This is a genomic window from Spiroplasma endosymbiont of Zeiraphera isertana (assembly GCF_964030805.1).
In the GTDB taxonomy this organism is placed as follows: Bacteria; Bacillota_I; Bacilli_A; order Mycoplasmatales; family VBWQ01; genus Spiroplasma_E.
Window position 1 is genome coordinate 1,767,629 of record NZ_OZ034965.1, and the last position, 13,568, is coordinate 1,781,196.

The following is a 13,568-nucleotide window of genomic DNA, read 5'->3' on the forward strand; positions in this document are numbered from 1 at the left end:
ATGTATGTAATTAAAAACACCTCATATTAGCTATGATAGTTATAATCACAAACAAAATCTTACTATTAAAACCTGAGTTGTAAATATAAATGGGACAGTTTTTTAAAATAATTGTATTAAATCTATTGGTCTTTTATAAGAGAGCGATTTTCTGGGTGTAGAATTAATTTGAAATGCTATAAAATTTAAATCTTTTTGTTTATATGAAGATAGATCTGTAGATTTTGGTAAATATCTTCTTAAAATACCATTATTATTTTCATTTAAACCCCTTTGGCAAGGTTTACCAGGATCTGCAAAATAAATTTTGACATTACAAATTTTTTTTAATTTTCACAAAAAAATCTTGATATTACTTTTAATTTAAAATTAAAAGTAATATTTTTATATCAGGGGTGATTTTTTGTGACTAATAATGAATTAATTGATGTTTTAAAAAACAAAAAAGATGAAGAATTTATAAAAATTATTAGACATTTTAAAAATAGAATTAAACAAATTGAGAAAAAAGAAAAATTAGATGCAATTGATAAAAAATTTAAAGAAAAATGAATTCAATGTCCAAATTGTAAATCTTATTGATGTGTAAAAAATGGTTTTAAGAACCTGAGTTGTAAATATAAATGGGACAGTTTTTTAAAATAATTGTATGGGTGAGTAAAGTTAATAGTTATAATTTAATTTTCTTTAAATAAAAGACAACTTTAAAGGGCGTATAAAGTTAATGGTTAGATTTAAAAAGAAGTTAAATGAGAGATAATACTCTCATTTTTTAATTGTTAAACAATTATAATTAATTATTTTATTAAACCTATACTTTATTAAAGTAATTAATTATTCCAAATTTAATAAAAATTATAAAAGCTATTGTATAGGAATTTGCAAATAGTAATTTTTGTGTTGCTCTTTTACAACTTGATATTTTTTGGTTCCCTTCCCCTAGAACCCCTACCCTCCAAGGCTTATGCTACTTACAGTAGCATAAGCCTTACGTATAGTAAGTAGTTAGTAGTATATAAGCCTTTTATCACTGTAGGTGATAAGGCTTATACATAGAAAGGATTTGTAATGATTAATGTTAATTTAGATATTAAAAATAAAATTAAAGAAACAACTAAAGGTATGTTATTAGAAATTGGTGAATATGAAACATGATTTCCAATTAAAGATACTATTATTGATGAAAAAAATAAAAAAATAGCATTAAAAATAATTGAAGATTTTTATTATAAATTAGGTAAAAAATCAATAACAAAAGATATTGAAAGTGTTAAAGGTAGTGATATTTTAAAATATATTAAAAATATTCCAAATATTACTAGAAATGAAAATGAATTAATATCTTGTGAATTTTATGAACGATATAATGGTTATTATATTTTTAAAAATCTTTAATTGTAAAATTAAAAAGTACACTTATATAAAAATTAAATTGTGTTAGTTCTATAATAGACTTGGTGCAAAACTAAGGTAATTCAAAATTATATATTCCTGCTATTAAATTAAATCTTAATGCAAATCTTCGTATTTTATTGCGATATTTTAAACTTAAAATTTTAAAACGTTTTAGTTTAGCAAATACGTGTTCAATTTTAATTCTAATTTTACTTAAAGTTTTATTGTATTCTTTTTGAATTGGTGTTAATTGATTGTATTTACTTTTTTTAAATGGCAAAAATGTATTTTTATGAATATTTTGTATACCTTGATAACCTGAATCAACAAAAACTTGTTTTTCTGGATGAATAAAAGTTTTAGATTTTAGAAGCAATTTAAAATCATGAATGCTTCCAAAACAAAAAGCAGTTGAAATCATTTTTCCATTGGAAATATCAATAATTATTTGGGATTTGAGAGAATGATGTTTCTTTTTACCTGAAAAAAGTAATTTTAGTTTTTTTTAATTCTTTCAATTGGAGTTTCAGTAGCATCAATAGCTAACAAATTATTATTAGTACCTTTATTTTTTGTTAAATCTTTTTTTCCAGGTAAATTAAAAATTCCGCTTTTTATTAAAATATTTTCAATTCAAAAAATATTACGAATGCAACTAGTATGACTAATATTATATCTTTTTGCAATAACTCTATAACTACTATAGTCTTTTCAATATTCTAAAGTCATTAATAAACGCTCTTCAATTACAATTTTATTTTTTCTACCACCATAATATTTTTGTTTAGACTCAGCAATTTTTAAAATTTCAAGCATTTTATAAAATGTTTGTGGCTTTATGCCGACTAAACTATAAAATTCTTGATCATCTTTATATTTTTTCAACATAATAACTATCACCTTTAATATTAATAATAATCGTTAAATTGTTAAAATTAAAGGTTTTGCACCAAGTCTATTCTTTTATTGCTATTATTGATTCAATACTCAGATACTTATACATTGCGCTAATTCCTTTCTTTTCTTAATTATAGACCTAACACAATTTAATTTTTATATAAGTGTCCTTTTTAATTTTACAATTAAAGATTAAAATAATCACAACTAATTTTTAAATCTCCCTCATTATCAATTTCAACTTCTAAATTTTCATATTTACTATTAAATTCTTCTTGTAATTCTTCAAATTTTTCTATTAATTTCATTGCATTTTGTAATTCTAATTGATTCATTTTTTTATACTCCTTTAAAATTTTCTAATTGTAATTCATTAATATAATATTCATATAAGTAATCTCAATTATTTGATGTTAAATACATATCTTCTTCAATCATGTCATTTATACATTTATTACAATAATAACTATTATCAATTTCACTAATTCATATATATTTTTCATTATGGATATTACATTTCATTTTTTAATTCCAATTTATCTTTTATTATTTGATTTTTTCTAATTATTTCTTTTTCTAATGAATAAATATGTTCTGACATTCTATTTATTATTAAATTTATATAGTGTAATTCTTCATCAATATTATTAAATGAAATAGTTCCTATTTTAATTTTTAAATTTTCTAATACCTTTTCCATATCTTTTTTCATTACTACATCAGTCATTTGTTTTTGGTTAAAATTCATTATATTTTTTCTCCTTTTTGTAAAATATCTTTTATTATTTCTAATTCAGTCATTCTAATTTCATTTGCTTTAATAAAATTTTGTAATTTTTCAATTTCTTTTTTATATTCTTGAATATTTTCTTTATGTTGATTAATTCTGTAATTAATATATTCTAATGGTGTATTTTTAATCATCATTATCACTCATTAATTTATAAAAACAGTTATTACAAGTTCTATTTGCATATGATGAATTTTTATTACATATATCACATGAACCAAATATTTTTTCAATTTCTTCATATTTTAAATATATTCTTTTATCTTCTTTTAAATCAAACATAATTAATTCTCTCTTTCTATAATTTTTAATATTTCTTGTATTTCAATATATTTTTTATTTTTAAGTAATTTTTCATTACATAATTTTTTTATTAATTCTATTTTTTCAACATTTAATAACATATTAATTTCCTTTAATACTTTAAATAAAATATTTTTTCATTATGAGTATTTATATCTTTCATTGGTGTAACTATATAATTGATGGGTTTATCATTATGTTTATATGGATTATTTATTTTAAAACTTTTCATATCTTGTTCTCATGTAATGTTATATTTAAAACATTCTTGATTTTTATCATTTGTAAAAATATAATAACCATTATATTGTTCATAAAATTCACAAGATATTAATTCATTTTCAGTAGCAGTAATATCTGCAATATTTTTAATATATTTTAAAATTTCACTACCTTTAATACTTTCTATATCTTTTGTAATTGATTTTTTACCTAATTTATAATTAAAATCTTCAATTATTTTTAATGTTATTTTTTTATTATTTTGATTAATAGTAGTATCTTTAATAGGAAATCATGTTTCATATTCACCAATTTCTAATAACATACCTTTAGTTGTTTCTTTAATTTTATTTTTAATATCTAAATTAACATTAATCATTACGTATCCTTTCTGTGTATAAGCCTTATCACCCACAGTGATAAAAGGCTTATATACTACTAACTACTTATCTACTATACGTAAGGCTTATGCTACTGTAAGTAGCAAAGCCTTGGAGGGTAGGGGTTCTAGGGGAAGGGAACCAAAAAATATCAAATTGTAAGAGAGTATAACAAAAATTACTATTTGCAAATTCCTATACAATAGCTTTTATAATTTTTATTAAATTTGGAATAATAGACTTGGTGCAAAACTAAGGTAATTCCAAATTATATATTCCTGCTATTAAATTAAATCTTAATGCAAATCTTCGTATTTTATTGCGATATTTAAAACTTAAAATTTTAAAACGTTTTAGTTTAGCAAATACGTGTTCAATTTTAATTCTAATTTGACTTAAAGTTTTATTGCATTCTTTTTGAATTGGTGTTAATTGATTGTATTTACTTTTTTTAAATGGCAAAAATGTATTTTTATGAATATTTTGTATACCTTGATAACCTGAATCAACAAAAACTTGTTTTTCTGGATGAATAAAAGTTTTAGATTTTAGAAGCAATTTAAAATCATGAATGCTTCCAAAACAAAAAGCAGTTGAAATAATTTTTCCATTGGAAATATCAATAATTATTTGGGATTTGAGAGAATGATGTTTCTTTTTACCTGAAAAAAGTAATTTTAGTTTTTTTTAATTCTTTCAATTGGAGTTTCAGTAGCATCAATAGCTAACAAATTATTATTAGTACCTTTATTTTTTGTTAAATCTTTTTTTCCGGGTAAATTAAAAATTCCGCTTTTTATTAAAATATTTTCAATTCAAAAAATATTACGAATGCAACTAGTATGACTAATATTATATCTTTTTGCAATAACTCTATAACTACTATAGTCTTTTCAATATTCTAAAGTCATTAATAAACGCTCTTCAATTACAATTTTATTTTTTCTACCACCATAATATTTTTGTTTAGACTCAGCAATTTTTAAAATTTCAAGCATTTTATAAAATGTTTGTGGCTTTATGCCGACTAAACTATAAAATTCTTGATCATCTTTATATTTTTTCAACATAATAACTATCACCTTTAATATTAATAATAATCGTTAAATTTTTAAAATTAAAGGTTTTGCACCAAGTCTAATTAATTACTTTAATAAAGTATAGGTTTAATAAAATAATTAATTATAATTGTTCAACAATTAAAAATGAGAGTATTATCTCTCATTTAAGTTCTTATTAAATCTAACCATTAACTTGATACGCCCCCAATATTCAAAATTACCTCAATTTATGAAAATTTAAATACCAACATTATAAAATATCAACTTATGCAAAATCTGAAGCATTATATTTCAGTTTGTAAAAAAAATAAATCCCGAAATTAAATAAAATCAAATTTTAGGCCGGGTTGATGATTTTTTTTATTTCATCAAGAGTTTTTTTGAAAATTAAAAGATTCATTAGCTAACTAAATAAAAATACATAAATTCTAATAAATATTTATCAAAAATAATGTTACTCTTATTTTATTTTTTAGAAAATTTAAAAATATAATAATTATATAAAAAACAAATTATGCTTATAGATAAAAATATGGGAGTTAAAAATATTGTAAAAACAACACCACATCTTACATTTGAAATGTTAAATCAATCATTTAAATTATTATTAAATACATCTAAAATTCCATTTATATGAGAATATTCTTTATATTTTCCTGCGATTAATCCAAAACCATTAGTGACTAATTCTGTGTGACTTCCTATTAACACTTTGCTAGTAAGTAAACTTAATCCAATTATCATAAATAAAATCCCAATAATAATAATTGCTAAAATAAATCAATTAATTTTTTTATAATTTACCATTTTTTACCCCTGTTTCTTTTTTATTTTCTTAAGCAGAGAATTTACAATTACTTAATTTTGTAAATCATTATTTTTATTTAATTTAATATTCATTAATTATACATACATTTATTAAACATTTCTATTAAAAGCAATTTTAATTGCATTAATTATTAAAAACTTTAATTGTAAAATCAAAAAGGACACTTATATAAAAATTAAATTGTGTTAGTTCTATAATAGACTTGGTGCAAAACTAAGGTAATTCAAAATTATATATTCCTGCTATTAAATTAAATCTTAATGCAAATCTTCGTATTTTATTGCGATATTTTAAACTTAAAATTTTAAAACGTTTTAGTTTAGCAAATACGTGTTCAATTTTAATTCTAATTTTACTTAAAGTTTTATTGTATTCTTTTTGAATTGGTGTTAATTGATTGTATTTACTTTTTTTAAATGGCAAAAATGTATTTTTGTGAATATTTTGTATACCTTGATAACCTGAATCAACAAAAACTTGTTTTTCTGGATGAATAAAAGTTTTAGATTTTAGAAGCAATTTAAAATCATGAATGCTTCCAAAACAAAAAGCAGTTGAAATAATTTTTCCATTGGAAATATCAATAATTATTTGGGATTTGAGAGAATGATGTTTCTTTTTACCTGAAAAAAGTAATTTTAGTTTTTTTTAATTCTTTCAATTGGAGTTTCAGTAGCATCAATAGCTAACAAATTATTATTAGTACCTTTATTTTTTGTTAAATCTTTTTTTCCAGGTAAATTAAAAATTCCGCTTTTTATTAAAATATTTTCAATTCAAAAAATATTACGAATGCAACTAGTATGACAAATATTATATCTTTTTGCAATAACTCTATAACTAATATAGTCTTTTCAATATTCTAAAGTCATTAATAAACGCTCTTCAATTACAATTTTATTTTTTCTACCACCACAATATTTTTGTTTAGACTCAGCAATTTTTAAAATTTCAAGCATTTTATAAAATGTTTGTGGCTTTATGCCGACTAAACTATAAAATTCTTGATCATCTTTATATTTTTTCAACATAATAACTATCACCTTTAATATTAATAATAATCGTTAAATTGTTAAAATTAAAGGTTTTGCACCAAGTCTAATATAAAAATTATGGATTTTCGATTCGTAAAATAGCAAAAATTGTTGATTATAGTAAATCAACTGTACATAGAGTTTGTAGATTATTAAATAAAAACTTATTGCCATTAGAAATATTGAATCAATTTCAAAAAAATAAACAAAATGCAGGCAGAAAATTAATAATTTTAACTTTAACAGAAATTAATAGTATTAATCATTTGTTAATTACTAAAAAGTATGCTCTTGATATAATTGCTAACTTTTTAAAGGAAAATAAAATAAAAAGTATTTCAACAAAAACTTTATATAACATGTTTAAAACAAATCGAATGGGTTTTGATGAAAATAACTTATTGAGAAAAGGCAAAAATAAATCTCACAAACAAAAAGAAACTAGGGGCAAACTTAATAATTGTAAGTCTATTCATGAAAGAAATTTAATCATTCCTAATATTAAAAATATACAAGAATTTGGTCATTTAGAAGGTGATACTATCATTGGCAAAGATCATAAAAGTTCTATTATTACTTTGGCTGATATATGATCAAAAACCACAATTCCTTTAGTAACTAAAAATCATAAATCAGAAAATATTACGAAAAGTATAATAAAATTTATTTCAAAGTTACAAAAAGGAACAGTTAAAACCATTACTTTTGATCGTGGTAAAGAATTTAGTAAATGAAGATTAATCGAAAAAATTTGTAATGTCAAAATTTATTTTGCAGATCCTGGTAAACCTTGCCAAAGGGGTTTAAATGAAAATAATAATGGTATTTTAAGAAGATATTTACCAAAATCTACAGATCTATCTTCATATAAACAAAAAGATTTAAATTTTATAGCATTTCAAATTAATTCTACACCCAGAAAATCGCTCTCTTATAAAAGACCAATAGATTTAATACAATTATTTTAAAAAACTGTCCCATTTATATTTACAACTCAGGAAATAAAAAAATTGATCATTGTTGATCAATAGTTTAGAAGTGAATACACATGAAATCAAAAGTTATTGTAATCACAGGTGCTTCTAGTGGTATTGGTATGGAAACAGCTAAGTTATTAGCAAGCGCCGGTCATAAATTAATTTCAGCTGCAAGAAGAGAAGAAAAACTTAAAGCATTAGTTACTAATATTAAAAATAAAAATGGTGAAGCAAATTATTTAGTAACTGATGTCACCAAACATCATGAGGTAGAAAAACTAGCACAATTTGCAATTAAAACATTTAATAAAATTGATGTTTGAATTAATAACGCAGGAATTATGATACTAACATCTTTAAAACAAAAAAACATTAAAGACTGAGATGAAACAATTGATGTCAATATTAAAGGAACACTTTATGGTATAGCTGCATCATTACCATTAATGTATCAACAAAATTCAGGTCATATCATTAATATTTCATCAATTGCTGGTCATTTTGCTCATGCTGGTGAAGCAGTTTACTCAGCAACAAATGAGCAGTTAGAGCAATTAGTGAATCATTAAGAGAAGAATTAGCAAAGGATAAAACTAATATTAGAATTACAGTAATTTCACCCGGAGCAATCAATACTGAATTATTGAATAGATTAACTGATAAAGAATTTAGTTCTGAATTTAAAGAATATTATAAAAATTATAGCATATCTGCCGAACGAATAGCACTAACAATAAAACAAGCAATTGAATTACCCGCTGATGCTACTTTAAATGAAATTATTATTAGACCAACCAATGAAATAATGTAAAAATAAAAAAATAAAGAATATTTATCTAATTTTTGAATTTTAAAATACTTTAGACAATTCTTTATTATTTTAGGGTAATGTTACTACCCTAAATTTATTATTTTTTAATTTTAAAAGAGAGAGAAATTTAATATTAAGAATTTTTATATTTTTAATTGTTTTAAGAAATTATTCTTTCAAAGTATTGTCACTATAACTTACAATTTTATGATTTAAATTTAAATTTTTATTAATACCAATATTGGCAATTGTATTAAGACTTGATATTGGTAATGTTTTTACTCTAAAAGATAAATCATAAATTTCAGTTTCATTTAAGACACGAAGTTCTCCGTTGATTAAGTATTCATCACCAATTCTAAAGTTTTTAATTCAAGTTGCACGATTAAGATCAGCATAACTAATATCTTCCTCGCGAAAACTTAAAATAGAATTATTATTAGATTTTTTCAATTTAATAATAGATAAGTTATCACCTAATAAGCCTAGGCTTTGCTCATGTTGTTCAATTGAATTTCTAATAATAGGAATTATTAAACATTTTTGATCAGGAGTTTGTTTTAATTTTCAAAAAAACTCTTGATGAAATAAAAAAAATCATCAACCTGGCCTAAAATTTGATTTTATTTAATTTTGGGATTTATTTTTTTTACAAACTGAAATATAATGCTTAAGATTTTGCATAAGGTGATATTTTATAATGTTGGTATTTAAATTTTCATAAATTGAGGTAATTTTGAATATTGGTAAATCCAATGCCATGATAATGAGTAATAAATTCTTTTAAACTTGATTGTATTTTACTGATATTACTTAAATTTTTATAATTTAATTCTTTATTTTCTTTTGATTTAAATTTCTTGAGAGTACATTTTGTTTGTTTAGCTACTGTATCATATAGTATTTGCATATCACAAACTATAATTGATTTTTCTTCGATAAGCTTAGATGTTAAATTTTCTTGTACTCATTTTTTTGTTAATCTTTTAGTATTTGTTGTTTGAGCATAAATATTTTTATTTTCATCAATTGCCATTTCAATACAACAGTTTAAATCTTTAGCATTTTCTTCAATTCATTTTTTTCTTGGATCATCTGGATTTTTGAAATTTCCTTTATGAATTTCTTTGATAAAAGTTTCATCAATTTCAATTCTACCTTTTAATTTTGTGAATGGTTTTTGTGTTTTTGCTAATTGTGATGATTTCATAAATTTTTGACGATTAAATCATGCTGATGTTTTTGAAATTTTAGCAAATTGAGAAATAGTATAAGCAGATTGACCCAACAATGACAATCAAATTATTCAATCTCATTGTTCATGAGATAAATGACTTCAATGTAAAAAATGATTTCTTAAAGCATCAAAGCTACTTTTACAATCTTTGCATAAATATTTTTGCTTATTATTCTTAAAACCATTTTTTACACATCAATAAGATTTACAATTTGGACATTGAATTCCTTTTTCTTTAAATTTTTTATCAATTGCATCTAATTTTTCTTTTTTCTCAATTTGTTTAATTCTATTTTTAAAATGTCTAATAATTTTTATAAATTCTTCGTCTTTTTTGTTTTTTAAAACATCAATTAATTCATTATTAGTCACAAAAAATCACCCCTGATATAAAAATATTACTTTTAATTTAAAATTAAAAGTAATATCAAGATTTTTTTTGAAAATTAAAAGGAGTTTGTGTTCAAATGATAACTGTTTCAAGTTTGCAACCATTACAATATTGATAATTACAATTTATATTTTCACATCTAGTTTCGTTAGTTGTTTTTGTTAATGGCACATTGGCAAAATAAATGCCACAATTTATAATATTCTGCATTTAATAAACCTCATTTTCTAAAGTTTTAATAATACTTTTACTATAAACAAACTTAATTACCATAAAAGAGTAAATTTGACCTTAAACTTAATACTTTTAAATTATAATGATATAAATTTTAAAATGTTTTTAATTATTAGTCTGTATAAATTTTGGTTTAAGGGTAAGTGGGAATATTAATTTATGAAATTGGAATAGATATTAAATTGAGTTTTTAAACTAAATTAAAGACTCATATCAATAAATTAAAATACAAAACCCTTACATGAAAATTACTCATATAAGGGCATAAAGCCAAATTTACAATTTTAAATTAATTAAACTGATGTTTTGTCCTAAAACTTTAGGACAAATATAATAATAACAAATTTAAACCAAATTACAATAGAATATCATACTGTATATAATATATTTTGATTAATCATTACCTGAGTTGTAAATATAAATGGGACAGTTTTTTAAAATAATTGTATTAAATCTATTGGTCTTTTATAAGAGAGCGATTTTCTGGGTGTAGAATTAATTTGAAATGCTATAAAATTTAAATTTTTTTGTTTATATGAAGATAGATCTGTAGATTTTGGTAAATATCTTCTTAAAATACCATTATTATTTTCATTTAAACCCCTTTGGCAAGGTTTACCAGGATCTGCAAAATAAATTTTGACATTACAAATTTTTTCGATTAATCTTCATTTACTAAATTCTTTACCACGATCAAAAGTAATGGTTTTAACTGTTCCTTTTTGTAACTTTGAAATAAATTTTATTATACTTTTCGTAATATTTTCTGATTTATGATTTTTAGTTACTAAAGGAATTGTGGTTTTTGATCATATATCAGCCAAAGTAATAATAGAACTTTTATGATCTTTGCCAATGATAGTATCACCTTCTAAATGACCAAATTCTTGTATATTTTTAATATTAGGAATGATTAAATTTATTTCATGAATAGACTTACAATTATTAATTTTGCCCCTAGTTTCTTTTTGTTTGTGAGATTTATTTTTGCCTTTTCTCAATAAGTTATTTTCATCAAAACCCATTCGATTTGTTTTAAACATGTTATATAAAGTTTTTGTCGAAATACTTTTTATTTTATTTTCCTTTAAAAAGTTAGCAATTATATCAAGAGCATACTTTTTAGTAATTAACAAATGATTAATACTATTAATTTCTGTTAAAGTTAAAATTATTAATTTTCTGCCTGCATTTTGTTTATTTTTTTGAAATTGATTCAATATTTCTAATGGCAATAAGTTTTTATTTAATAATCTACAAACTCTATGTACGGTTGATTTACTATAATCAACAATTTTTGCTATTTTACGAATCGAAAATCCATAATTTTTATATTCTTTTATTGCTATTATTGATTCAATACTCAGATACTTATACATTGCGCTAATTCCTTTCTTTTCTTAATTATAGAACTAACACAATTTAATTTTTATATAAGTGTCCTTTTTAATTTTACAATTAAAGTTATTATTAAATTATTATTAATGCTTTAATTAATTTTATAATATAAATATTATTTATTTTATTATAATTATTTTATTTTAAAAAACAAAAAAATAAATAAAAGCAGTACTTAAATACTACTTTTATAATATAATTTTTCTAATTAAGTTAAAAAAATAATATTTTAAACTATAAATTAAAATTCATGCAAATTTAACTTTAAACTAGTAGTAAAATAACCTCTCACAAACTGAGTATCTTTTTCATTATTTGCTGTAACCGATTCAACACTAACAAATTTAAAAATAAATGCTTTTTGATTTCAATCATAATCGTAACTAACTGTTTGCTGAACTTTATTCATATTTCCTTCATGTGAAATACTATTATCAATAAACTTTGTATCACTAGATACAATAGACTTGGTGCAAAACCTTTAATTTTAACAATTTAACGATTATTATTAATATTAAAGGTGATAGTTATTATGTTGAAAAAATATAAAGATGATCAAGAATTTTATAGTTTAGTCGGCATAAAGCCACAAACATTTTATAAAATTCTTGAAATTTTAAAAATTGCTGAGTCTAAACAAAAATATTATGGTGGTAGAAAAAATAAAATTGTAATTGAGGAGCGTTTATTAATGACTTTAGAATATTGAAAAGACTATAGTAGTTATAGAGTTATTGCAAAAATATATAATATTAGTCATACTAGTTGCATTCGTAATATTTTTTGAATTGAAAATATTTTAATAAAAAGCGGAATTTTTAATTTACCTGGAAAAAAAGATTTAACAAAAAATAAAGGTACTAATAATAATTTGTTAGCTATTGATGCTACTGAAACTCCAATTGAAAGAATTAAAAAAAACTAAAATTACTTTTTTCAGGTAAAAAGAAACATCATTCTCTCAAATCCCAAATAATTATTGATATTTCCAATGGAAAAATTATTTCAACTGCTTTTTGTTTTGGAAGCATTCATGATTTTAAATTGCTTCTAAAATCTAAAACTTTTATTCATCCAGAAAAACAAGTTTTTGTTGATTCAGGTTATCAAGGTATACAAAATATTCATAAAAATACATTTTTGCCATTTAAAAAAAGTAAATACAATCAATTAACACCAATTCAAAAAGAATACAATAAAACTTTAAGTAAAATTAGAATTAAAATTAAACACGTATTTGCTAAACTAAAACGTTTTAAAATTTTAAGTTTAAAATATCGCAATAAAATACGAAGATTTGCATTAAGATTTAATTTAATAGCAGGAATATATAATTTTTAATTACCTTAGTTTTGCACCAAGTCTAATAACTAAATTCTTACTTTGATCATTATAATAATAATCTTTTCCATTTATATGAAAATCGACATGACTTTTTATATCAGTTAATTCTATATATTTTAATTTTTAAGGATCACTAAAAGAACAATAACATTTTTTTCAAAAGTTTTAACTGTAGTTTCTCTATTATCAGCAAAAATAGGGTATTCAACAATATCAATTGGTTGTATTACATCATGTAAATTATCAACATTTATTAAATTGTATT

Annotated in this window: 21 protein-coding genes and 2 pseudogenes; 7 read left to right on the forward strand and 16 right to left on the reverse strand. The window is 21.5% G+C overall.

Annotation, left to right across the window (positions count from 1 at the left end; translation table 4 throughout):
* Positions 1 to 102 precede the first annotated feature (102 nt).
* Positions 103 to 336 (reverse strand): annotated as a pseudogene (locus AAHM78_RS12410) (IS30 family transposase); the annotation flags it as partial.
* Positions 337 to 405: 69 nt separating this feature from the next.
* Between AAHM78_RS12410 and AAHM78_RS12415 the strand changes: the two are divergent.
* On the forward strand, positions 406 to 645 hold the full coding sequence (locus tag AAHM78_RS12415; protein WP_342253385.1) for a hypothetical protein: 240 nt from the start codon (positions 406 to 408) through the stop codon (positions 643 to 645).
* Between the two features lie 423 nt (positions 646 to 1,068).
* Positions 1,069 to 1,395 carry a hypothetical protein gene (locus AAHM78_RS12420; protein ID WP_342253155.1) on the forward strand — a complete coding sequence of 109 codons (327 nt, stop codon included), beginning with the start codon at positions 1,069 to 1,071 and terminating at the stop codon, positions 1,393 to 1,395.
* A gap of 70 nt (positions 1,396 to 1,465) precedes the next feature.
* Here AAHM78_RS12420 and AAHM78_RS12425 read toward each other — a convergent pair whose 3' ends face one another.
* From AAHM78_RS12425 to AAHM78_RS12475, 12 genes are all read right to left on the reverse strand, one after another.
* Positions 1,466 to 1,840 carry a transposase family protein gene (locus AAHM78_RS12425; RefSeq protein ID WP_342255165.1) on the reverse strand — a complete coding sequence of 125 codons (375 nt, stop codon included), beginning with the start codon at positions 1,838 to 1,840 and terminating at the stop codon, positions 1,466 to 1,468.
* 50 nt (positions 1,841 to 1,890) lie between these two features.
* On the reverse strand, positions 1,891 to 2,283 hold the full coding sequence (locus tag AAHM78_RS12430) for a transposase family protein (protein WP_342252835.1): 393 nt from the start codon (positions 2,281 to 2,283) through the stop codon (positions 1,891 to 1,893).
* Between the two features lie 194 nt (positions 2,284 to 2,477).
* Positions 2,478 to 2,627: a hypothetical protein gene (locus AAHM78_RS12435; RefSeq protein WP_342253386.1), complete on the reverse strand. Its 150-nt coding sequence runs from the start codon at positions 2,625 to 2,627 to the stop codon at positions 2,478 to 2,480.
* A gap of 4 nt (positions 2,628 to 2,631) precedes the next feature.
* Positions 2,632 to 2,814: a hypothetical protein gene (locus tag AAHM78_RS12440; protein ID WP_281748642.1), complete on the reverse strand. Its 183-nt coding sequence runs from the start codon at positions 2,812 to 2,814 to the stop codon at positions 2,632 to 2,634.
* Positions 2,804 to 3,040 (reverse strand): hypothetical protein, encoded by a 237-nt coding sequence (locus AAHM78_RS12445; RefSeq protein ID WP_342253387.1) that lies wholly within the window; start codon positions 3,038 to 3,040, stop codon positions 2,804 to 2,806. Before AAHM78_RS12445 ends, AAHM78_RS12440 begins: the two co-directional genes overlap by 11 nt.
* The gene (locus tag AAHM78_RS12450) at positions 3,040 to 3,219 is read right to left on the reverse strand and encodes a hypothetical protein (RefSeq protein ID WP_342253388.1); all 180 of its coding nucleotides are present in this window, start codon (positions 3,217 to 3,219) and stop codon (positions 3,040 to 3,042) included. Before AAHM78_RS12450 ends, AAHM78_RS12445 begins: the two co-directional genes overlap by 1 nt.
* Before the next feature lie 278 nt (positions 3,220 to 3,497).
* Entirely contained in the window at positions 3,498 to 4,022 is a 525-nt protein-coding gene (locus AAHM78_RS12455; RefSeq protein WP_342253389.1) for a hypothetical protein, read from the reverse strand.
* A 217-nt stretch (positions 4,023 to 4,239) separates the two neighbouring features.
* Entirely contained in the window at positions 4,240 to 4,614 is a 375-nt protein-coding gene (locus AAHM78_RS17160; RefSeq protein WP_425289811.1) for a transposase family protein, read from the reverse strand.
* A 50-nt stretch (positions 4,615 to 4,664) separates the two neighbouring features.
* Complete coding sequence (locus AAHM78_RS17165) at positions 4,665 to 5,057, reverse strand: transposase family protein (protein ID WP_342252835.1); 393 nt, start codon at positions 5,055 to 5,057, stop codon at positions 4,665 to 4,667.
* Between the two features lie 456 nt (positions 5,058 to 5,513).
* Positions 5,514 to 5,855, reverse strand: a complete 342-nt coding sequence (locus tag AAHM78_RS12465; RefSeq protein WP_342253390.1) for a hypothetical protein — start codon at positions 5,853 to 5,855, stop codon at positions 5,514 to 5,516.
* Between the two features lie 235 nt (positions 5,856 to 6,090).
* Positions 6,091 to 6,465, reverse strand: coding sequence for a transposase family protein (locus AAHM78_RS12470; RefSeq protein ID WP_342254611.1), 375 nt, complete (start codon positions 6,463 to 6,465; stop codon positions 6,091 to 6,093).
* A gap of 50 nt (positions 6,466 to 6,515) precedes the next feature.
* Positions 6,516 to 6,908 (reverse strand): transposase family protein, encoded by a 393-nt coding sequence (locus tag AAHM78_RS12475; protein WP_342253391.1) that lies wholly within the window; start codon positions 6,906 to 6,908, stop codon positions 6,516 to 6,518.
* Positions 6,909 to 6,979: 71 nt separating this feature from the next.
* On the opposite strand from AAHM78_RS12475, the pseudogene AAHM78_RS12480 reads away from it, so the two are divergent.
* The 3 genes and pseudogenes from AAHM78_RS12480 to AAHM78_RS12490 all read left to right on the forward strand — a co-directional run.
* Positions 6,980 to 7,879, forward strand: a pseudogene (locus AAHM78_RS12480) (IS30 family transposase); the annotation flags it as partial.
* 80 nt (positions 7,880 to 7,959) lie between these two features.
* Positions 7,960 to 8,457 carry an SDR family oxidoreductase gene (locus AAHM78_RS12485; protein WP_342253392.1) on the forward strand — a complete coding sequence of 166 codons (498 nt, stop codon included), beginning with the start codon at positions 7,960 to 7,962 and terminating at the stop codon, positions 8,455 to 8,457.
* A gap of 74 nt (positions 8,458 to 8,531) precedes the next feature.
* A complete protein-coding gene (locus AAHM78_RS12490; protein WP_342253393.1) occupies positions 8,532 to 8,699 on the forward strand; it encodes a hypothetical protein in 168 nt (55 codons plus the stop codon).
* 168 nt (positions 8,700 to 8,867) lie between these two features.
* Here the strand turns inward: AAHM78_RS12490 and AAHM78_RS12495 are convergent, their stop codons facing one another.
* The 3 genes from AAHM78_RS12495 to AAHM78_RS12505 all read right to left on the reverse strand — a co-directional run bounded on the left by AAHM78_RS12495 (position 8,868) and on the right by AAHM78_RS12505 (position 11,940).
* Positions 8,868 to 9,152: a hypothetical protein gene (locus AAHM78_RS12495; RefSeq protein ID WP_342253394.1), complete on the reverse strand. Its 285-nt coding sequence runs from the start codon at positions 9,150 to 9,152 to the stop codon at positions 8,868 to 8,870.
* Between the two features lie 217 nt (positions 9,153 to 9,369).
* Positions 9,370 to 10,308 (reverse strand): IS1595 family transposase, encoded by a 939-nt coding sequence (locus tag AAHM78_RS12500; RefSeq protein WP_342253395.1) that lies wholly within the window; start codon positions 10,306 to 10,308, stop codon positions 9,370 to 9,372.
* Positions 10,309 to 10,995: 687 nt separating this feature from the next.
* Entirely contained in the window at positions 10,996 to 11,940 is a 945-nt protein-coding gene (locus tag AAHM78_RS12505) for an IS30 family transposase (RefSeq protein ID WP_342253396.1), read from the reverse strand.
* A 551-nt stretch (positions 11,941 to 12,491) separates the two neighbouring features.
* On the opposite strand from AAHM78_RS12505, the gene AAHM78_RS12510 reads away from it, so the two are divergent.
* Together AAHM78_RS12510 and AAHM78_RS12515 are read left to right on the forward strand one after the other, a co-directional pair.
* Positions 12,492 to 12,884 (forward strand): transposase family protein, encoded by a 393-nt coding sequence (locus AAHM78_RS12510; protein ID WP_342253397.1) that lies wholly within the window; start codon positions 12,492 to 12,494, stop codon positions 12,882 to 12,884.
* Between the two features lie 59 nt (positions 12,885 to 12,943).
* Positions 12,944 to 13,300, forward strand: coding sequence for a transposase family protein (locus AAHM78_RS12515; protein WP_342255179.1), 357 nt, complete (start codon positions 12,944 to 12,946; stop codon positions 13,298 to 13,300).
* Positions 13,301 to 13,568: the final 268 nt, after the last annotated feature.